This is a genomic window from Serinibacter arcticus (assembly GCF_003121705.1).
Classification (GTDB): domain Bacteria; phylum Actinomycetota; class Actinomycetes; order Actinomycetales; family Beutenbergiaceae; genus Litorihabitans.
Genome location: NZ_PYHR01000002.1, coordinates 2,162,404 through 2,182,014, shown reverse-complemented (window position 1 = coordinate 2,182,014; position 19,611 = coordinate 2,162,404). Strand labels below are relative to the sequence as shown.

Below are 19,611 nucleotides of genomic sequence, written 5' to 3'. Positions count from 1 at the left end.
CGCGGGTGCGCGGGAAGGGCCTCGCGGGTGGGCCGGAAGGGCCTCGCGGGTGCGCGGGAAGGGCCTCGCGGGTGCGCCGGAAGGGCCTCGCGGGTGCGCCGGAAGGGCCTCGCGAATGACGTGGCCCGGCGGGCGGTCGCGGGGTCAGCCCGCCGGCGTCCAGCCGAGCTGCGGCGCGACCTCCGTGGCCAGCACCTCGACCAGCCGCTGGGTCAGCTCCGGGCCCAGCTGCGAGGGCAGGTTCGCCAGCAGCGTGGTCGGGAACAGCTCCTGGCCGCGGACCAGGGCGGGATCGCTCGCGAGCTGCTCGACGACGTCGTCCACCGACCCCACCTTCCACCCCTCGCCGAACCGCTCGGTGACCCCGGGGATGTGGCGCTCGGCGGCCGCGAGCAGATCCGTGCGCTCGCGCTCGCTGGTCCACGGGAGGACGTAGCGGCTGATGGAGACCTCGCGCGGACGCGGGTCGGCCAGCCCGAGCGGGGTTGTGTCGAGCGCCGCGTGGTAGGCCTCGAGGGTCTCGGCCTGCTGGATCGCGACGCCGGCGGCGTGCGTCTCGGTGTTGATCGTCGAGAGCTGCAGGTTGAGTCCGAGACGGGCCGCCCGCTCGGCGCTCGCGACCGTGCCGGAGCCGCACCAGATGCGCTCCGGCAGACGCGGGGAGTGCGGGTAGATGCGCAGGCCCTCGCCGGCGTGCGTGAACTGCAGGCGCACGTCGTCCGGGACCGGGGCGAGCTCCTCGCCCGAGATCCCCAGCAGGAACCGGCGCAGGACCCACGCGGCCCGAGGCTCGCCGTCGACCGTCGGGCCGTGGCCGTACGTGGTGGTGATCGCGTCGGCCAGGGCGGGGTTGCCGCCGAGGATGCCGCTGCTGACGCCGAGCTCGAGGCGGCCGCCGGCGAGCAGGTCGACGGTCGCGGCGTCCTCCGCCAGACGCACCGGGCTCTCGCCCGCGAGCGGGACGACGGCGGTGCCGAGCCGCAGCCGCGACGTCTCGCGCGCGAGCGCGGCGAGGTAGGGGAAGACGCCCGTGAGCGCGCGCTCGAAGTGGCGCACGCGCAGCCACGCGCCGTCGAGGCCGAGGGCCTCGGCGTGCTGGACGAGGGCGATGCCGTCCTCGAGCGAGGCCTGCGCGCTGACGCCGTCCTCGAGGTAGGAGGTGAAGGAGAGGATGCCGAGCTGGAGGGGGTGGGTGGTCATGATCGGACGGTAGGAGACGGGGCCGCCGGGGGACGTGCCGGCCCGGCCAGTCTCGCCAGTCGGGCGCCCGGTCGCCGCGGGCGTCGCGCCGGGCCCGGCGACTGGCGTGTCTCGCGCGGATCGGGACGGTGAAGCGCGCCGAACGCGCCACTCGATCCGGAACGGACGGCGCCGTCAGCGCTCGACGGCGGCGATCGCCCGCTCGACGGCCTCCAGCAGCGGCTCGATCGCCTTCTCGGTCCCCGACCGGTCCGTCTCGAACGCGCCGGACAGCCACATCCGCGTCATCGTCGGGTACCGCTCAGTGTCGAAGTACGTCTCCCAGAAGTGGCTCTGCGAGCTCCAGTAGTCGTCCTGGTTGATACCGGTATCGGCACCGTCGCGCCGCTCCTTCGCGCTCTCGCGCGCGAGCCCGTGGACGAACGTCTCCAGCAGGTCGCGGATCCCCACCACCTGGGCCGGCTCGAGCGGCGTCGCAGCGAGCACACGGAGTCCGGCCTCCTCGGCGTCGAGCACGTGCGGGGCGAGCGGGAGGCGCCACTGGTTCAGGTCGAGCAGCCAGGGGTGGCGCGAGTACAGGGAGAGGAACGAGTCCGCGTACCGGATCAGCCCGTCGCGCCAGCTGCCGTCGCCGTCGGGCAGGTCGAGCTCGGCGTAGGCCGCGTCGATCATCAGGTCCAGGAGCTCGTCTCGGCCAGGGACGTAGGTGTACAGGCTCATGGCCCCGGCGCCCACCTCCCTGGCCACGCGACGCATCGTCACGCCGGCCAGCCCCTCGGCGTCGGCGACGGCGACTCCCGCCGTCACGACCTCGTCCAGCGTGAAGCGGGCCGGGCGGCCCCGCGTGCTCGGCTCCTGCGGAGCCCACAGCAGTGCGAGCCTGCGCTCCTGCTCGGGGGTCGGGACGACAGCCTCGAGGCCGATGGCCTCGGCGTGCTCGGTGAGCTGCTCGGCCAGGCCGGACGGTTCCCCGACGGTGACGTCGCCTGCGGTCGCGTCGGCCGCCACGCGTTCCTGGGTCATCACCCCACCCTTCCTCATCGGTCGCCGGGAGGGGCTACCGCCCCTTCCCGTACGTCGTATGCTAATCGCATCCGGTTTACGGTACGACGTACGGAGTCAGATGATCACCACCTCGGGTCTCACGAAGACCTTCACCAGGAAGAAGTCCGTGGTCGAGGCCGTCCGCGGCATCGACCTCACGGTCGGCGACGGCGAGCTCGTCGCCATCCTCGGCCCCAACGGAGCCGGCAAGTCCACGACGCTCAAGATGCTCACCGGGCTCCTCGCCCCCACCGCCGGCAGTGCGCAGGTGGCGGGCTACGACGTCGTCGCGCATCCCGACAGGGTGCGGCAGACGATCGGCTACATCGGCCAGGGCAACAGCGCCGGCCACTACTTCCGGGTTGCCGACGAGCTCGCCAGCCAGGCGCAGTTCTACGGCGTCCCGGCAGCCGAGGGCCGCAAGCGCGCGAGCGACCTGCTCGCCGCGCTCGACCTCGTCGGCGTCGAGAAGCGCACCGTCAACACGCTCTCGGGCGGCCAGCGACGTCGTCTCGACGTCGCGATGGGGCTGCTCAACCGCCCGCCGCTGCTGTTCCTCGACGAGCCCAGCACCGGCATGGACCCGGCGAGCCGCGCCAATCTCTGGGAGCACGTCCAGCGGATGCGCCACGAGTTCGGGATGACCCTCGTGCTCACCACCCACTACCTCGAGGAGGCCGACCGGATGGCCGAGCGCGTCGTCGTCATCGACCAGGGGGCGATCATCGCCGACGACACCCCGACGGCGCTGCGCCACACGCACGCGTCCGACGTCGTCACCCTGACCTACCCCGACGGCGAGGCCGCCCGCCGCGCTGCCGACGTCCTTCGCGGGGACTCGCGGTTCGCCGAGCGGATCGCGGACCCCGAGGCGGACGGGAAGGTCAGGCTCGATCTCGACGACGGTCCGGCCCTGTTCCCCGTGCTTCTGCACGAGCTCGAGCGTGCCGGGGCGCGACCTACGGCTGCCTCGATCGCCGAGGCGACGCTCGACGACGTGTTCCTCGCCCTGACCGGTCGCTCGCTGCGCGAGGAGTCGGAGTCGGGCGACGACGCGGCTGCCGTCGAGGCGATGGCGGCCGCCGCCGGTGGTCCCGGTGGCGGCGTGGGAGGTGCGGCATGAGCGCCGCGACCACGACGGCGAGCGGCGCGTCGACGCCGTCGTCCCGGTTCGTCTCCGAGCTGCCGACCAACCCGGTCGCGCGGTTCCTCCACGACACGTGGGCCGTGGCCTGGCGCGAGCTGCGCCTGACGCTGCGCGACCCGTTCTCGCAGGTGTTCGCGCTCGGGCAGCCGATCGTGTTCCTGGTGCTGTTCGCGCCGCTGCTCTCGGGGCTGGTCGGCGGGGCCATGGCCGGCCCGGGCGCCGAGGCCGCCGGATCCTCGACCATCCAGTGGTTCCTGCCGGGGCTCCTGGTGATGATCGCGCTGTTCGGCACAGGGATGACCGGCTCGAACCTGCTCTTCGAGATGCAGATGGGAAGCTACGAGCGGATCCTCGCCTCGCCGCTGTCGCGGGCGTCGATCATCGTGGGTCGGGCGCTGAAGGAGTTCGTGCCGCTGGTGCTGCAGGCGCTGATCCTCACGATCGCAGCGGTGCCGTTCGGGTTCACGATCCACCCGTTGGGCGTGCTGCTCGGGCTCGTCATGCTCGGGATCTTCGGCATCGGTCTCGGATCGCTCTCGTACGCGCTGGGGCTGGCGTCGAAGAACCGGGAGTGGCTGTTCTGGACCGTGCAGCAGTCGGTCACGTTCCCGCTCCTGCTGCTCGCCGGCATGATGCTGCCGCTGGAGTCCGGACCCGAGTGGATGCGCGTGGCCTCGCGCTTCAACCCGATCACGTACCTCGTCAACGGGGAGCGGGCGCTCTTCTCCGGGCAGATGACGGCAGACGTGGTCTGGGGCTTCGTCGCCGCGCTGGGGACGCTCGCCGTCGGGCTCTGGGTGGGGGTCTCGGCGATCCGCCGAGCGACGCGCTGAGCCCCGCGGGGGCACGTTCCGACATTCGCGAGGCCGTTGCGGTCCGTCGGCGAGGCCGTTCGGGCCCTTTCGCGAGGCCCTTCGCGTGCGTTCGCGAGGCCGTTGTGGTCCGTCGGCGACCGGGGCGTGCCCCGCCGGGCTTGAGGCGGACCTCGGTCAGGCGGTGCGGCGGACCGCCACGCTCGGGTCGACGCCGACGGCGCGCATCACGAACGCCACCGTCTCCTCGATCGCGCGGTCGCGGCGCGGCCCGTCCTCGGGCACGTGCCGGGCGTTGAGGCAGGAGTTGATCAGCGGGACGACGGCGTCGAGGTCCTGACGCGGGAAGCGTCCGGTGCCGATGCCCTGGATGAGGATGCGGCGCAGCGGGGCCTCGATCTGCGAGATGTGCTCGCGCAGTCGCAGCATCGTGTTGCGGGAGACGACGGTCCGCAGGTCCGGGCCGGGAGCCAGGTGGTAGACCCGCTTCAGGCGGATCTGCTGCTGCACGTAGGTGCGCAGCTGCTCGACCGGGTCCTCGATGCCCGCCAGCGACTCCTCGAGGGCGCCGATGTACGACGTCGTCTCGTTCTCGATGAACCCGAGGAGCAGCGACTCCTTGTCGGGGAAGTGGTTGTAGACCGCCGTGCGACCCACACCCGCCTCGCCGGCGATGTCGGCCAACGTGATCGCGTCGAAGCCCTCGCGCTCCATCAGGGCCGAGAGCGCACCGAAGAGGCGCAGGCGGACCTGGGCCCGGTGCTCGGCGAGCGTGGCTCCGATGATCTTCGGCATTCCCCAATTCTCGCACGTATCTGACGGGACGGTCACGCTCGTCAGAATGTGATAGATCCGACACCGCCGAGTGCATCCACGCAGCAACTAGGCTCAGAAGACCCGTTGGTCCGAGGAGGACGCCGTGAGCTCGTCGAGCAATCAGAAGATCGTGACCACCCTGGCCGTCATGGCCGCCGGGTTCGCCGCCACCAAGGCGCTGGACCTCGTGTGGCGCCGCGTCACCGGCCATCGCCCGCCGTCGCAGGAGGACGACGCCACGGTCCGCGAGCTCGTGATGTTCGCCGCCGTCTCCGGCGCGCTGGCCGCCCTCGCTCGCGCCGGCACCACGCGCGCGGTCACCCGCTACATCGCCAAGCGCGCCGACTGAGTCGGCCCGCGGGCCGCGACCACGCCCGAACGGCCTCGCGACCACACCCGAAAGGCCTCGCGACCACACCCGAAAGGCCTCGCGACCACGCCCGAACGGCCTCGCGACCACACCCGAACGGCCTCGCGACCACACCCGAAAGGCCTCGTCAGTCCTTGTGGGACGCCGCCTCGTCGGGGGACTCCTCGTGGTCGTCGGTGCTCCGCGTCCGCAGGATCTCGCCCTCGAACGAGGCGCCCGTCGCCGAGGCCTCGTCGCGGTGCGCCTCGACGGCGGCCGGCCCGGCCTCCTCGGCGGCTGAGTCCGCCTCCGCCTCGAGGTGCTCCGTCGCCTCCGGCGCCGTCGCCGCCGCAGGCTTCCCGTGCTCGGCCGCCAGCCGCTCCAGCAGTGCGAGGTCGTCGGTCAGCTCGTCGACCACCAGCGAGTCTCGCTGGACCTGCGAGGTCCGGTAGCCCGCGCGCCCGACCATGTGGGCCGACACGGGTGCGGTGATGAGCTGGAAGACCACGACCAGCACCAGCGTCCAGATCACCGCGCCGGTGCGGATCTCGAGCGCGAGGCCCGTCATGAGCATCGCCAGCCCGAGCACCTGCGGCTTCGTCGCGGCGTGCATGCGCGACAGCAGGTCGGGGAAGCGGGCGATGCCGATCCCCGCGACCATCGCGAGGAACGATCCCGCCAGCAGCATGATCGCCGACAGGACGTGCAGAACCGTGTCCAGGACGCTCCCCTCGGCGATCACGAGCCCTCCTCCGTTCCCGACTCCTCGAGCTCGGCCCGACGACGGGCCTCCCGTTCGGCCTTGGCCTCCTCGCGGGTGAGGATGCGCTTCTCCTCGTCCCGGTCGGCGGCGGCGAACCGCGCGACCGTGACCGAGCCGATGAACCCGACGAGCGCGAGCACCACGAGCACCGGCACGAGGTCGGAGCGCAGGGTCCACGCGGAGACGAGGGCGACGGAGCCGAGCACCGTGGCGACCACGACGTCGACGGCCACGACCCGGTCGAGCATGCTGGGGCCCCGCTCGGCCCGGACCAGGGCGCAGACGGCCCCGATCCCGAGCATCACGGAGCACGCGATGACGACGGCGAGGCTCACGACTGCTCCTCCTTGGTGGTCGGGACGGTCGCGCGGCCGGAGCGGGACGCGCCACCGAGGCGGCGCGGCGGCAGACCGGCCTGGCTGATCTCCTCGGCGGAGGCGAGCGCGTAGAGCACCCGGGCCTCCTGCTCGAGCACGACGCTGCGGGCGTGGTCGACGGCGTCGTCCCCCTGCAGGTCGAGCACGTGCACGTAGAGCGTGCTCGTCGCACGGTGCGCCTCGACGATGATCGAGCCGGGCACCAGCGAGCACAGGTCGGCCGTCAGCGTCAGGTACAGGTCGGACCGCGACCGCAGCTCGACGTGGATGACGCCGCTGCGCGGGGGTCGCCCGAACCGGATCGCCACCCAGGCGACGTGCACGCTCGCGACGAGGATGTCGACGGCGAGGTGGCCGAGCAGCCGCAGCACGCCGACCGGCGAGGGTCGGCCCGCGAACGGCACGCGCGGCAGCGGCAGGAACGCGGCGACCAGGTACGCCACGATGACCCCGCCGAGCAGGTTGGCCCACGTCAGGTCGCCCCACAGCAGGATCCACACGAGGGTCAGCCAGAGGACCGCCGGGACCGACGGCCGGCCGCGCTTCGTGGCGCCCGGAGCGGTGCCGGACGACGGCACGGTGGCCGCCGGGGTCTCGGCGAGACCCCGAGGCGCCGGGGTGCCCGACGACGGCGCAGCGGCCGCGGTCGTGGGGGTCGGGTCGGTCATCCCTCGCCTCCCTCGGTCTGGGTCGTGGCGTCGTTGGACTGTCCGTCACCGCGCTCGCCGTCGACCAGCACCGCGTCGATGTAGGGCGATCGGGCGCGCAGGTCGTCGGCGGCGTTGTCGGCGTAGGTGTACAGCGGGCCGGCGAGGAAGGTGATCGCGCAGCTGGCGGCGACGATCGCGGCCGCCGGGCCGAACATCCCCTTGGGGGTGCGGACCTCGGGGAGCGACGCGGGCGCCGTCTGCCAGAACGCCTTGTTCCAGGCCTTGATGATCGCGTAGAGCGTGAGCAGCGAGGTCAGGAGGCCGGCCGCGACGACCGCGTACCCCAGCGGGGTGCCGAGGTCGACACCGGCCTGCAGGAGCCCGACCTTGCCGAGGAAGCCCGACAGCGGCGGGATGCCCGCGAGGTTCATCGCGGGGACGAAGAAGATGATCGCCAGCGCCGGGGCGATCTTGGCCAGCCCACCGAGCTTGGCGAGCGACGTCGTGCCACCCCGCTGCTCGATCAGTCCCGTGACGAGGAACAGCGCCGTCTGGACGGTGATGTGGTGCGCGACGTAGAAGATCGTCGCCGCGAGCCCGACCTGCGAGGACACCGCGATGCCGAAGATCATGTAACCGATGTGGCTGACCAGGGTGAAGGACAGCAGACGTTTCAGGTCGTCCTGCGCGACGGCGCCGAGGATGCCGACCACCATCGTCAGGAGCGCGAGCCACAGCAGGACGTCGTCGAGCGCACCGCCCGGGAACAGCAGCACCTGCGTGCGGATGATCGCGTAGACGCCGACCTTGGTCAGCAGGCCGGCGAACACCGCCGTGACGGGTGCGGGCGCCGTGGGGTAGGAGTCGGGCAGCCAGGCCGAGAGAGGGAAGATCGCCGCCTTGATGGCGAAGGCGAGCAGCAGCATCACCTGGAGCGTCAGCTGGGTGCCGGAGGAGAGCTCCGGCAGCCGCTCGCCGAGCTGCGCGAGGTTGAGCGTGCCGGTGGCGCCGTAGATCAGCGCGATCGCGACGAGGAAGAGCACCGAGGAGAGCAGGGAGACGATCACGTAGATCGTCCCGGCTCGGATGCGGTCGCCGGTGGCGCCCAGGGTGATGAGCACGAAGCTCGCGCCGAGCACGATCTCGAACGCCACGTAGATGTTGAACAGGTCGCCCGAGATGAAGGCGTTCGCGACCCCCGCGGCGAGCACGAGGTAGGTGGGGTGGAAGACGGAGACCGGGGTCTCGTCGTCGTCGGACTCCACGTCGGAGGCGCGTTGCCCGATGGAGTAGGACAGCACGCCCAGCAGCACGACGCTCGAGACGACGAGCATGAGGGCCGACAGGCGGTCGACCACGAGGGCGATCCCGACGGGGGCGGCCCAGCCTCCGACGTTGACGACCAGCGGTCCGCTGTTCGCCTGGACCATGAGCATCACGGCCACGACGAGCACGACCGACAGCGCGGCGAGCGAGATGATCGCCTGCACGCGCGGGCGGCGGGCCTGGGTGAGCGCGAGCCCCGCGCAGATCAGCGGGACGACGACGGGAAGCGGGGCGAGCCAGCTCATCGCTTCCCTCCTTCGGTCGGTCCGTTGCGGTGCAGGTTCTCCACGTCGTCCTCGGTCTCGTCGCGGACCTGGGCGGCCTCGAGGGCCGCGTTGGCGGCGGCCTCGTCGGACCGGGCGTCCAGCTCGCCGCGTTCCGCCCGGCGGGCGATCCGGCGGTCCTCGACGTCGTCCTGGACCTCGTCGTGACCGTGCAGCTGCCAGGAGCGGTAGGCCATCGCGAGGATGAACGCGGTGAAGCCCAGCGTGATGACGATCGCGGTGAGCACGAGCGCCTGCGGGAGCGGGTCGCTCATCGGCTCCCCGGACGCCCCGACCAGCGGCGGCGCCCCGGCGGCACCCCCCATCGTGAGGATGAGCAGGTTGACGCCGTTGCCGACGAGGGCGACGCCGATGAGCACGCGGGTGAGGCTGCGCTCCAGGAGCAGGTACACACCGGTGGCGACCAGCACCCCCATGACGACGACGAGCACGATGCTCGGCGTGGTGACGTCGACGATCATCGAGCCCCTCCCGCGGTCGAACCGTTCTCGGCGGCCACCATCGCGTCGTCGTCCTCGTCCGGGTCGGAGTCGTCGTGGCTGATCTCGCGGGCGACGTAGCCCTCGGCCTCGCCCTGGCGGTCGATCTCGGAGCCGAGCGTGCGGAGCACGTCGAGCACGAGGCCGATGACCACCAGGTAGACGCCGATGTCGAAGAACACGGTCGTGACGAACTTGATCTCGCCGAGCGGTCCGCCGTCGAGCTCCAGGACGGCCGACTGCAGCACCGTCCCCCCGAACAGCATCGGCACGACGCCGGCGCCCGCGGACAGGAACAGCCCCGAGCCGAGCAGGATCCCGGCGTTGACCGGTGCCGCCTCGCCCAGCTCGTACCGGCCGCCCGCGAGGTAGCGCAGGACGAGGGCGACGCCGGCCACCAGGCCACCGGCGAACCCGCCGCCGGGGGCGTTGTGGCCGGAGAAGAGCAGGAAGACGGAGAAGACGACCATCGTGTGGAAGAGCAGGCGCGTGGCGATCTCGAGGATCACCGAGCGTCGCTGCGGCGCGAGCGTGGCGCCGGCCGAGATCCAGCGCTGGTTGCGCAGCGCGTTCGTGGTCGAGTCGACCCAGCGGGCCGTCATCGAGCGGGCGCGGGGATCCGGGTCGGTGTTGTCGTGGCGCTCCCCGGTCGCGGCGTGCTCGGCCCCGCCCGGGTTGGACGGACGGCCCGCGCGGTGCGGCATGCCCTTGCGCTGCAGGTGGACGAGGCTGTCGCCGCCGGCGGCGCCCTCGGTCCAGATGCCGCCGAGCCGCTCGCCCGCGAGGTCGGAGGCCCGCTCGACGCGTGCCGTCCGCACCCGGAGGAAGACCAGCGACGCGACGCCGGTGGCGGCCACGAGGAGCACCGAGATCTCGCCCATGGTGTCCCAGGCGCGGATGTCGACCAGCGTGACGTTGACGATGTTCCTGCCGTAGCCGTAGTCGTACGCCTCGTCCGGGAAGTTCACCGAGACGGGGGTGGCGGTGCGGGCGTTGACGGCGATGATCGCCAGGAGGCTGACCACCAGCCCGACGGCGGTGCCCAGCGCCGCGCGCAGCCAGCGGCTGTCGGCGAGCGGACGGTTGGAGAAGTAGGTCGGCAGGCGACGCAGCACGAGCATGAACACCACGAGGGTCACGGTCTCGACGAGCACCTGCGTCAGCGCCAGGTCGGGCGCCCCGTGGAGCTCGTAGAGGACGGCGACGCCGTAGCCCGAGATGCCCATGAGCAGCACGGCCTTGAGGCGGCGGCGGGCGCGGGCGGCGGCGATCGCGCCGAAGATCACGACGGCGCCGACGGCGAGCTGGGCCGGGGAGTCCCAGGCCCGGACGTCGCCGAGCCGGACGTCGTCGCCGGTCAGCATCGCTGTCGAGGACGCCAGGACGGCCACGAGCAGGATCACGGTCAGGTAGAACGGCAGCGAACCGCGCTGGGTGAGGGACGTGACGAAACCGGCGCCGCGGTCGAGCAGGCGCATGAAGCGGCGGTAGGTCTCCTCGGCGTCGAACGCGAAGCTCGCGCGGCGCTGGAGCCCGGAGTCGCGGCCGCGCCACCAGAACAGCGCGGCGCCGCCGACGAGGATACCGATCGTCAGGTACAGCGGGAGGCCGAAGCCGCCCCACAGCGTGAGGTGACCCGCGTCGCCCGTGGGGTAGGTGTCGGCGAACGGTGCGAGCAGACGCTCGCCCAGCGCCGGGACCAGACCCGTCGCGAGGCCGGCGACGGCGAGGACCGTCGGCGAGACGAACATCTGCCAGGCCTCGCGGTCCGTGGGGGTGTCCTCGAGCCCGTGCTTGCGGGAGAACGCGCCCCACCAGAACCGCAGGCCGTACGCGACGGTGAGGACCGAGCCGAGCACCAGGACCACCAGCAGGGCGGTGCTGCGCGGTCCGCCCTCGTGGACGAGCCCCTCGAGTGCGGCCTCCTTGGCCACGTACCCGGCCAGCGGCGCGATCCCGATCATGGAGGCGATGGCGAGCCCGGCGACGACCGACAGGAACGGCATCGACCGCCGGAGGTTGGAGAGCTGGTGGATGTCGCGGGTACCGGTCGCGGCGTCCACGATGCCGACGGTGAGGAACAGCGTGGCCTTGAACATCGCGTGGCTGCCGATCATCGCGATGCCGGCGAGGGCGACGGCGCGGTCGCTCTGGCCCACCAGCATGATCAGCAGGCCGAGCTGGCTGACGGTGCCGTAGGCGAGGACGAGCTTGAGGTCCCACTGCCGCAGCGCGCGGTAGCCGCCGAGCAGCATCGTGGCGCCCGCGAGGATGAGGAGCGGCCACTCCCACGACGCCCACGTGGAGAACCCGGGGCGAGGCGGGCGACGAGGTAGACGCCGGCCTTCACCATCGCGGCCGCGTGCAGGTAGGCGCTCACCGGTGTCGGGGCGGCCATCGCGGCGGGGAGCCAGAAGTGGAACGGGATGAGGGCCGACTTGCTCACGGCGCCCACGAGCACGCAGATGATGCCGACGGAGGTCAGCGTCGTCATCGCGGGCGGGGCCGTCACGAGCTCGTGCAGGGAGTACGACCCGCCCTCGACCTGCCCGAGCACGATGATCCCGCCGAGCATCGCGAGGCCGCCGAAGGTGGTGACGATGATCGCCTGCATGGCGGCGCGGCGGGAGACCTTGCGATCGCTGTAGTGACCGATGAGCAGGTAGGAGAAGACCGTGGTCAGCTCCCAGAACAGGTAGAGCATGAGCGTCGAGTCGGTCGCGACCAGCCCGAGCATGGCGCCGGCGAAGGCGACGAAGACGCCTCCGAAGCGGCCCTTGCCGCTCGCGGCGGCGGCGAAGTACCAGGCGCAGTAGGCGAGCACGAGGGCGCCGACCGCACCGACGATGAGCACCATGAACCACGACAGGGTGTCGAGCCGGAAGGTGATCTCGAGGTCGAGCTCGGGCACCCAGCGGTAGGTCTCGACGACGGGATTCCCCGCCATCACCTCGCTCGTGTGGGTGAGCGCCCACACGGCGGCGCTCGCCGGGGCGAGGCCGAGCACGGCGAACATGCGCCGCCCCCAGCGGTTCAGGAGGAGGGGCGCCACCAACGCTGCCGCGACGTGCAGCAGGAGGATCTGGAGCATCGCGGTCCCGTCAGGTCGGAGGGCGGCCGGGGATCGTTGACCATCCTACCGTGCACCATTCAAGTACTTGCCAAGGGCTGACCACGTCAGGGGCGACGTGGCACCATGGTGGCCTCAAGGACGAGAGGTGGACACCATGGTGAACATTCTTCTGGTGCACGGACGGAGCCGCCCGTTGTTCGGACCCGTCGAGATGAAGCAGCAGTGGGTGGTCGCGCTGCGCAGCGGATTCGACGCCGCGGGCATCGAGGCGCCCTTCACGGACGAGGACGTCCGGCTCCCCTGGTACGGGGGCAATCTCAAGCATCTGGTCGGCGGTGTGGCGCGTGCCGAGGCGGAGCGGGTCTCCCTGCGCGGCGACCTCCCGGTGGACGAGCGCGAGTTCGTCCGGGACGTCGTCGCCGCCGTCGGGGAGTCTTTCGCGTTCACGCCCGAGCAGCTCGAGGCGGTCACCGGATCCGCCGACACCGGGTCGGGTTCGGAGGACTGGGGCCGGGTTCGGACGGTGCTGGCCGCCGTCGACCGCTACGTGCCCGGCATGTCCGGGGCGACGGTCGCCTTCGTCGCCCGCGAGTGCTTCGGCTACCTCACCGATGCGCGGCTGCGCCAGATGATCGACGACGGCGTCGCGCAGGCCGCGCCGACCGGTGGCCCCGTGGTGGTGCTGGGTCACTCGCTCGGGGCCGTCATCGCCTACCACGTGCTCCGCGCGCACCCGGCGGCGGAGTCCTGGGACGTGCCGCTCCTCCTCACGATGGGGGCGCCCCTGGCGTGGCAGCCCGTGATCCAGGCGCTCGGTCGTCTGGAGACGCGGCGGATGCCGACGCCCGTGCGGTCGTGGGTGAACGCGCGTGACGCACGCGACGCCGTCGCGATCGGTGGCCTGGTGGGCGGTCTGCTGCCCGCGGGCGACGTGGTCGAGGAGCCGGGCGTGGTCAACCCCGACGACGGGCGGCACGCCATCGAGTACTACCTGGCCGACCCGGTGGTCGCGCGGCACATCGCGCGGGTCGCGGGCTGAGGCCGGGCCCCGGGTGGCAGGGTCGGCGATCGGACTCCCACCCGTGCGGGCCGGGGCGCTAGCGTCGCGATCATGAGCACGAACCCGGGTGACCAGGCGCCGCCGTCGTACGACTTCCCCGGTGGGATGCCGGAGTTCGGCGCGTCGGGCGGGAGCGGGCGCGGTGGCGCTGGTGGGCCGGGCCGCCCCGGGACCCCGGCGCCGCGGCCGAGGCGGAACGGTGGCCTGATCGCGGGGGTCGCGGTCGCCGTCGCCGCCGTGGTCGGTGGTCTGGTCTACACCGGGGGTGACGGCCCGACCGGTGGGTCGACGACCCCGGCGCTCGGTGACGTCGCCTGGCAGGTCCCCTCCCGTAGCGCCCTCGAGCCCCTGGAGGAGCCCCTCGACGGTCTGGGACGCTGGTGGGACGAGCCCGTGACCGTCGTCGGCGACCACGCCCTGTGGCGGGTCGGCCCGCCGGACGCGAACGAGATGGGTGCGCAGGAGGTCACGCTCGAGTCCTACGACCTCGACGACGGCGCGCTGGAGTGGAGCCGGGACCTGGTCGACGTGCGCTGCGAGGCGGTTCCGCGCACCGGTGCCGGCGCGGACCCGCGGCAGCTGGCGTGCGTCAGCCGCGCTGTCGACGGGACCGGGAACGGCGACGCCGGCCTGGTGGAGATCCTCGACCTGCGCACCGGCCGCACCGACCTGCAGTGGGAGGTGCCCGCCACGGCGATCGCCGTCCACGCGAGCGCGACCGGCCTCGTGGTGCTCGACCATCCCGACGCCGGATCGGGTCTGCGCTGGTACGACCTGGACGGCACGCTCCGGTGGGAGGCCGACGTCCGGACGGACGGTCTGGGCGAGGAGCTGCTGTTCGAGCGCGACGGGACCACGAGCCCGTCGCCGTACGCGGACTTCGTCGACGTCGGCGACCAGGTCGTCGTGACGTCGTCGAGCTCGACTCTCGTGCTCGACGAGAACGGCTGGACCACCCGGGAGGACTGCCGGTTCGCCGGTGTCGTGGGCGACGCCGTCGCCTGCACCACCTGGGAGGGCACGAGGCTCGAGCGCGCGGGCGAGGTGCTGTGGAGCCAGCCGGACCTGCGGCTGCGCGAGGTGCCGATCCGGCCGCGGCCGGACGTCCTCGTCTCCGAGAACTGGGAGACGGGCGCCGTCGGCTGGGTCGATCCCGCGACGGGTGAGGTCGGCCCGGCGCTGCTGACCGGCGCCGATCGCGTCGACGTCGTCGGCACGCCCACGGTTCCGCTCCTCCAGACGGACGGCGACTCGGGAGAGAACGGGGTCCCGCGGACGCTGGTCGCCCTCGACCCCGTCACGGGGCAGGAGCGGTGGACCACGACGATCCAGGCGTACTGGTCTGCCGAGACGGTCGTGACGGACTCGCACGTGCTGGTCCAGCGGACGTGGCCGGAGTGGACGGTTCTGTCGGCCGAGACGGGCAAGGAGGTCGCGGTCGTCTCCATCTCGGGCACGCTGACGACCTCGGGGGACGTGCTGCTCGCGTCGCTGGGCGGCCGGATGTCGAGGATCGCGCTCGGCTGAGCGGGCACGGGCCCCAGAGCTCGTCGTAGTCTCGAGAGGTGGCCGAACCGGACGACGTCGAGCTCCCGCCCGCGTACGACTTCTCCGTCGGTCTTCCCGGATTCACCACGACCCCGCCCGCGACGCCGCGGATCCCGCCCGCCGCTCCCGTTCCCCCGGTCGTCGCGTCACCGTCCACCCCGCCACCGGCGACGCCGCCGACCCCGCCACCGTCGACCACGCCGGACCCGTCGCCCGGCCAGGTCCCGCCCGGGCGTCCCCCGAAGCGGCGGAACCGGCGCTCGAGCGGCCCCGCGCTGTACGGCACACCCCCGGGCGTGACGGCCCCCGGTGGCACGCCCCCCGCGTCGACGCGCCGCCGCGGCGCCGCCGCCCCGACCACCTCCGCCGGCCCGACCGGCACCACGTCGCCCACGCCTCCGCCGTCGCGCCCCTCGCCCCCGCCTCCCCGCAAGCAGCGCCCCTACCGCCTGGTCGGCGCGGCGGTCGGGGTCACGGTGGCGGTGGTCCTCGTCGCCAACAACGTCGGGAACGAGGGCGGGAGCGGCGGCGTCGCGCTGCCCGAGCTGCCGAGCACGGGCAGCGTCCTGTGGTCGCACGACGTCGAGAGCGCCGCCCTCCTCGTCGACGACGGGATGGACGGCTCCACCGACTACGCCGTCCCCGACGACGCCCTCCTGGCGGTGGGGGACCGGGTGGTCGGACGCTTCACCGAGGACCCGTGGGACGAGACGACGCCGGCGACCGTCCGCGCGTTCGATCTCGCCGACGGCGACGCGAGCGACCTCGTCACGATGGATCGTCCGCGATGCGTCGCCGTCCCGGAGGATCTCGGGCGGGGCGGCGGCCTGCTCGCGTGCGCCGGCGGCATCGGCGGGACGACCGCGATGGTGACCCTCGACGTCGCCACGGGGGCGGAGGTCGAGCGGTTCCCGCTCCGGAGCCCGGTCGACCTGATGACCGCGACGACGGACGGGTACGTCGTCCTGGACAGGGTCGACGGCGAGACCGGGGCGACGGCGCTGCGGTGGTACGCCGCGGACGGCACCCAGCGCTGGAGCGACGACCTCGAGGATCTCCCCGACGCGGTCCGCGAGGAGATCGTCCACCAGCGCGACGACGGCTGGCGGCTCGCGTACACCACCGAGCTCGTGGCGGTGGGGGACGGCGCCGCCCTGGTCGCCGGATCCGCGCTGGCCGTCGTGGACGAGAGCGGGGTCACCGCGTCGGGAGACTGCCGGTGGGGCACCGTCCTGGCGGGCTCCGCCGTCTGCTCGGACCTGGAGACCGGGGTGACGCGCGGGATCGCGCCGTCCGGCGCGCTCCTGTGGGAGAGCGAGGACGTCGACCTGCGGTCGACGCTGCGCACGAGAGCCCCGATCCTCCTCACCCAGGAGTACCTCGACAACAGCTTCACGGACCGGTCCTACCGGATCCTCGACCCCGTCACGGGTCGGGCCGGACCCGAGATCCTGCGTGGCCCGGACCCGGTCGACGTCGACGGCACGGCGGCCGTCCCGGTCCTGACGGCTCGCCCCGGCTCCGCGACGTCCGACGAGGTCGCCACGACGGAGGTCTCGGTGCTCGACCCCGCGACGGGGACGATCGCCTGGACCACGCCCGTCGAGACGGAGCGGCACCCCCGCGTGCTCGTCACGGAGGACCGGGTGCTGGTCGCGCGGACGTTCCGCGAGTGGGTGGTGCTCGACGTGAGGACGGGGGACGTACTCGGGCTGCTCACCGGGAGCGGCTCGTTCGCCGCCGTCGTGCCGGGCGGCGCACTCGTGCACGAGCTCTTCGAGATCCGGCGCGTCGACCTCGGCTGAGCGCCCCCGATCCCCGGCGAGCACCGCCGTCGTCGTAGTCTCGGATCGTGCCTGATCCGGATGACGACGTCGAGCTCCCTCCGGCGTACGACTTCACCGGTGGACTGCCCGGGTTCCAGCCGGGGGCCGCCGTGCCGCCGGCCTCCGCACCCGCCACCCCCGCCGCGCCGCCCGCCACCTCAGGGCCGCCCGCCGCGCCCAGCACGCCCGCCCCGGTGCCGCCGGCCCCGGCGTGGAACGCGCCGCCGTCCTGGTCGACGCCGCCCCCGGGCGCGCAGCCGGGTGCGCGCGCACCCCAGGCCCCGGGACGCCGCGGACGCAAGCGCCAGCAGCGCGGCGGCCCCGCCCTGTACGGCACGGCGCCGGGGACAGGCGGCACGGGCACGACGCCGCCCGGTGTCACCCCGCCCGGTGGGACCGGCAGGCAGCCGTACGCGTACACCGCCACGGGCTCGACGCCCCCGGTGGCGCCGCCGCGCAAGCAGCGCCCGTCCCTGCTGGTGGGCGCGGCCGTCGCGGTCGTCGCCGTCGCCGTCGTCGTCGGCTCGAACATGGCCAGGGACGGGGCGGACGAGGAGGCGACCTCGACGGGAGGCTCGTCCTCGTCGCCGTCCGCCGCGCCGGTCTCCGTCCCCGCCGCGGTCTCCGACGTCCTGTGGTCCGTCGACGTGGAGAACGACTCGCTCCTCGTCTCGGACCCGATGCACGGCCTCCGGGCGGGCGCGGAGCCGAACCAGAGCCTCGTCGTCGTCGGGGACTGGGCAGTCGGCCGGTTCGGCCCCGACCCGTGGCAGGAGCTGGAGCCCACCGTGCTCCGCGCATTCTCGCTCGAGGACGGATCCGCGAAGGATCTGCTCGACGTCGATCGGGCGAGGTGCGCGCCCGTCGACGGCGCGCTCGGTCGCGGCAGCGACCTGCTCACGTGCGCCGGCCTCCTCGACGGCGACCCGAGCATCGTGACGCTCAACGTCGCCACGGGCGAGGAGGTGACCCGCTGGCGCGTGACCGACGAGGTGGCGCTGATCGCCACCACGCCGGGCGGCGTCGTCACCCTCGACACCCCCGACCTCGCCACCGGCGACACCTCGCTGACCTGGTACACCGACCAGGGGCTGCTGCGCTGGCGCGACGACCTCGACGACCTCCCCGCGGACCTCGCCGAGCGGTTCGTCGAGGAGTACGAGGGCGAGTACGAGCTGGGGTGGTCGACCGATCTCGTCGGCGTCGGGGACGGTGCGGTGCTGACGCTCCCCAGCGGCGTGGTCGCGCTCGACCCGACCGGTGTCACGGACATCGCGGAGTGCTGGTCGGGGGCGGTGCTCGCGGACGCCTACGTCTGCGAGGCCAGGGACGACTCCGGCGCCTCCGCGCTCACGCCGACGGGCGAGGTCCTCTGGACGAACGACGACCTGTCCCTGCGGACCGGGCTCTACGAGCGGGTGCCGCTGCTCCTCGCGTCCGACTACCGCTCCACGGACGACGGGTACGAGTCGCTGTACCGCGTCGTGGACCCGACGACGGGTGTCCCCGGCCCCGAGATCCTGGTGACGCCGGACTCGGTGACCCTCGCCGGGACGCAGGCCGTCCCGGTGATCTACACCCAGGAGGAGCGGGACGACTGGGACGAGCCGACGGTCGTGACCATCTCGGTGGTCGACCCGGCCACGTCCCAGCTGCTGTGGACCACGGCGATCGACGCCGCGCAGTACCCCACGGTCGTCGTGGCGGGCGACCGCGTGCTCGTCGACCTGGACAACGAGGGCTCGAGGGCCGTTCTCGACGCCGCGACGGGCGACGTGCTCGGGAGCGTCACCCTCACCGGCCGACCGGCCGCCGTCGTGGACGGCGGGCTGCTGATGGAGGAGCTGTTCCTCCTCCAGCGGGTCGAGCTGCCGTAGGCGGAGCGGGCGTCAGCCCGCCGGGTCCCGGAGCTGCTCCGGGGCGACGACGAAGCCGTCCTCGTCGAGCACGATGCCGCCGACGGCGTCCCGGAGCGCCAGCGCCGCCGCCTCGAGCGAGGCTCGAGCCCGGTCGCGCCGTCGCAGCCCGGCGCGGCCGCTCGGCGTGCGATCGCCGTCGAGCCAGCGCAGGTGGTAGGTGATGACGCCGCCGGCGGTCCACGCCGCGGTGCGCAGGGCCGGGGCCAGCACCTCCGCCGCCTCCACCTCGACGACGACGTGGTCGCCGGCCTCGCCGTCGTGCCAGGTCGCGCCGTAGCCGTCGAGGTGGTGGCCCTCGGCGTGCACGGCCTCGGCGCCCGGCAGCAGCTCGATCCCCGGCAGCGCGCCCTCGAGCACGTGGGCGAGGGCGTCCGGGTCCAGCCACAGCGGGGCGTGAACCGCGAGGTCGACGGCGGAGGCCGGGTCCGGCTCGACGACGGCGCCCGAGGTGACCCGCAGCGCGCCGGCGAGCCGACGGGCGCACGCGTGCGCGACGTCGAGCACCTGGCGCTCGAGGCCCTCGGGGTGGTGCGGGCCGAAGGCGTCCAGCAGCGGACCGTACCCGCCGGGGTGCGGCGGAGCCGCGGGGGAGCGCTCGGGATCGACGTCGACGACGAACGCCGTGCTCGCCCAGTCCGGGAGCCCCAGCGCGTCCCGCGCCGCGTCGATGCTCCACGGACCGGTGAGGGTCGCGCGGGAGTGGCGGTCGGCGTCGGGGAGCAGGTCGAGCACGCCCGGCATGCTCGCCGAGACGGTGGTGGTCCAGCGGGCGCCGACCACGAGCGAGGTCACGAGGGTCTCGACCTCCTCCGGCTCGACGTCGTCGGCCAGCAGGAGGAGGTGGTGGTGGACGGCGACCGTGGGGGCGAGGCGCGGGAGCCCGGGGAGCCCGGGGAGCCCGTCGAGCGCCGCGTCGCCGTCGTGAACCGGGCCCACGG

Annotated in this window: 16 protein-coding genes and 1 pseudogene; 7 read left to right on the top strand and 10 right to left on the bottom strand. The window is 73.3% G+C overall.

Annotated elements, in window-relative coordinates:
• Positions 1-144 precede the first annotated feature (144 nt).
• Complete coding sequence (locus tag C8046_RS09895) at positions 145-1,200, bottom strand: LLM class flavin-dependent oxidoreductase (RefSeq protein ID WP_109229299.1); 1,056 nt, start codon at positions 1,198-1,200, stop codon at positions 145-147.
• A 174-nt stretch (positions 1,201-1,374) separates the two neighbouring features.
• The gene (locus tag C8046_RS09890) at positions 1,375-2,223 is read right to left on the bottom strand and encodes a TetR/AcrR family transcriptional regulator (RefSeq protein ID WP_158277188.1); all 849 of its coding nucleotides are present in this window, start codon (positions 2,221-2,223) and stop codon (positions 1,375-1,377) included.
• Positions 2,224-2,323: 100 nt separating this feature from the next.
• Here C8046_RS09890 and C8046_RS09885 point away from each other — a divergent pair, with 100 nt between their 5' ends.
• Both C8046_RS09885 and C8046_RS09880 read left to right on the top strand, forming a co-directional pair.
• Entirely contained in the window at positions 2,324-3,367 is a 1,044-nt protein-coding gene (locus tag C8046_RS09885) for an ABC transporter ATP-binding protein (protein WP_109229297.1), read from the top strand.
• Entirely contained in the window at positions 3,364-4,224 is an 861-nt protein-coding gene (locus C8046_RS09880; protein WP_109229296.1) for an ABC transporter permease, read from the top strand. The genes C8046_RS09885 and C8046_RS09880 overlap by 4 nt, the downstream gene beginning before the upstream one ends.
• Before the next feature lie 156 nt (positions 4,225-4,380).
• Here the strand turns inward: C8046_RS09880 and C8046_RS09875 are convergent, their stop codons facing one another.
• Positions 4,381-4,998 carry a TetR/AcrR family transcriptional regulator gene (locus C8046_RS09875; protein WP_109229295.1) on the bottom strand — a complete coding sequence of 206 codons (618 nt, stop codon included), beginning with the start codon at positions 4,996-4,998 and terminating at the stop codon, positions 4,381-4,383.
• 124 nt (positions 4,999-5,122) lie between these two features.
• Between C8046_RS09875 and C8046_RS09870 the strand changes: the two genes are divergently transcribed.
• Positions 5,123-5,368: a DUF4235 domain-containing protein gene (locus C8046_RS09870; protein WP_109229294.1), complete on the top strand. Its 246-nt coding sequence runs from the start codon at positions 5,123-5,125 to the stop codon at positions 5,366-5,368.
• 148 nt (positions 5,369-5,516) lie between these two features.
• Here the strand turns inward: C8046_RS09870 and mnhG are convergent, their stop codons facing one another.
• The 6 genes and pseudogenes from mnhG to C8046_RS19740 form a co-directional block, all read right to left on the bottom strand.
• Positions 5,517-6,110 (bottom strand): monovalent cation/H(+) antiporter subunit G, encoded by a 594-nt coding sequence (mnhG, locus tag C8046_RS19985; protein WP_199224431.1) that lies wholly within the window; start codon positions 6,108-6,110, stop codon positions 5,517-5,519.
• Positions 6,107-6,466 (bottom strand): monovalent cation/H+ antiporter complex subunit F, encoded by a 360-nt coding sequence (locus tag C8046_RS09860; protein WP_235866271.1) that lies wholly within the window; start codon positions 6,464-6,466, stop codon positions 6,107-6,109. The genes mnhG and C8046_RS09860 overlap by 4 nt, the downstream gene beginning before the upstream one ends.
• Complete coding sequence (locus C8046_RS09855) at positions 6,463-7,176, bottom strand: Na+/H+ antiporter subunit E (protein WP_109229293.1); 714 nt, start codon at positions 7,174-7,176, stop codon at positions 6,463-6,465. Before C8046_RS09855 ends, C8046_RS09860 begins: the two co-directional genes overlap by 4 nt.
• Positions 7,173-8,729 carry a Na+/H+ antiporter subunit D gene (locus C8046_RS09850; RefSeq protein WP_109229292.1) on the bottom strand — a complete coding sequence of 519 codons (1,557 nt, stop codon included), beginning with the start codon at positions 8,727-8,729 and terminating at the stop codon, positions 7,173-7,175. The genes C8046_RS09855 and C8046_RS09850 overlap by 4 nt, the downstream gene beginning before the upstream one ends.
• Complete coding sequence (locus C8046_RS09845) at positions 8,726-9,229, bottom strand: Na(+)/H(+) antiporter subunit C (protein ID WP_109229291.1); 504 nt, start codon at positions 9,227-9,229, stop codon at positions 8,726-8,728. Before C8046_RS09845 ends, C8046_RS09850 begins: the two co-directional genes overlap by 4 nt.
• Positions 9,226-12,338, bottom strand: a pseudogene (locus C8046_RS19740) (Na+/H+ antiporter subunit A). Before C8046_RS19740 ends, C8046_RS09845 begins: the two are co-directional and overlap by 4 nt.
• A 127-nt stretch (positions 12,339-12,465) precedes the next feature.
• Between C8046_RS19740 and C8046_RS09830 the strand changes: the two are divergent.
• The 4 genes from C8046_RS09830 (at position 12,466) to C8046_RS09815 (ending at position 18,631) form a co-directional block, all read left to right on the top strand.
• Positions 12,466-13,359, top strand: a complete 894-nt coding sequence (locus C8046_RS09830) for a hypothetical protein (RefSeq protein ID WP_109229288.1) — start codon at positions 12,466-12,468, stop codon at positions 13,357-13,359.
• Positions 13,360-13,431: 72 nt separating this feature from the next.
• Positions 13,432-14,907: a hypothetical protein gene (locus tag C8046_RS09825; RefSeq protein WP_109229287.1), complete on the top strand. Its 1,476-nt coding sequence runs from the start codon at positions 13,432-13,434 to the stop codon at positions 14,905-14,907.
• Between the two features lie 38 nt (positions 14,908-14,945).
• The gene (locus C8046_RS09820; protein WP_109229286.1) at positions 14,946-16,733 is read left to right on the top strand and encodes a PQQ-binding-like beta-propeller repeat protein; all 1,788 of its coding nucleotides are present in this window, start codon (positions 14,946-14,948) and stop codon (positions 16,731-16,733) included.
• A gap of 47 nt (positions 16,734-16,780) precedes the next feature.
• Complete coding sequence (locus C8046_RS09815) at positions 16,781-18,631, top strand: hypothetical protein (protein ID WP_109229285.1); 1,851 nt, start codon at positions 16,781-16,783, stop codon at positions 18,629-18,631.
• 12 nt (positions 18,632-18,643) lie between these two features.
• Here C8046_RS09815 and C8046_RS09810 read toward each other — a convergent pair whose 3' ends face one another.
• Entirely contained in the window at positions 18,644-19,609 is a 966-nt protein-coding gene (locus C8046_RS09810) for a hypothetical protein (RefSeq protein ID WP_109229284.1), read from the bottom strand.
• Positions 19,610-19,611 lie beyond the last annotated feature (2 nt).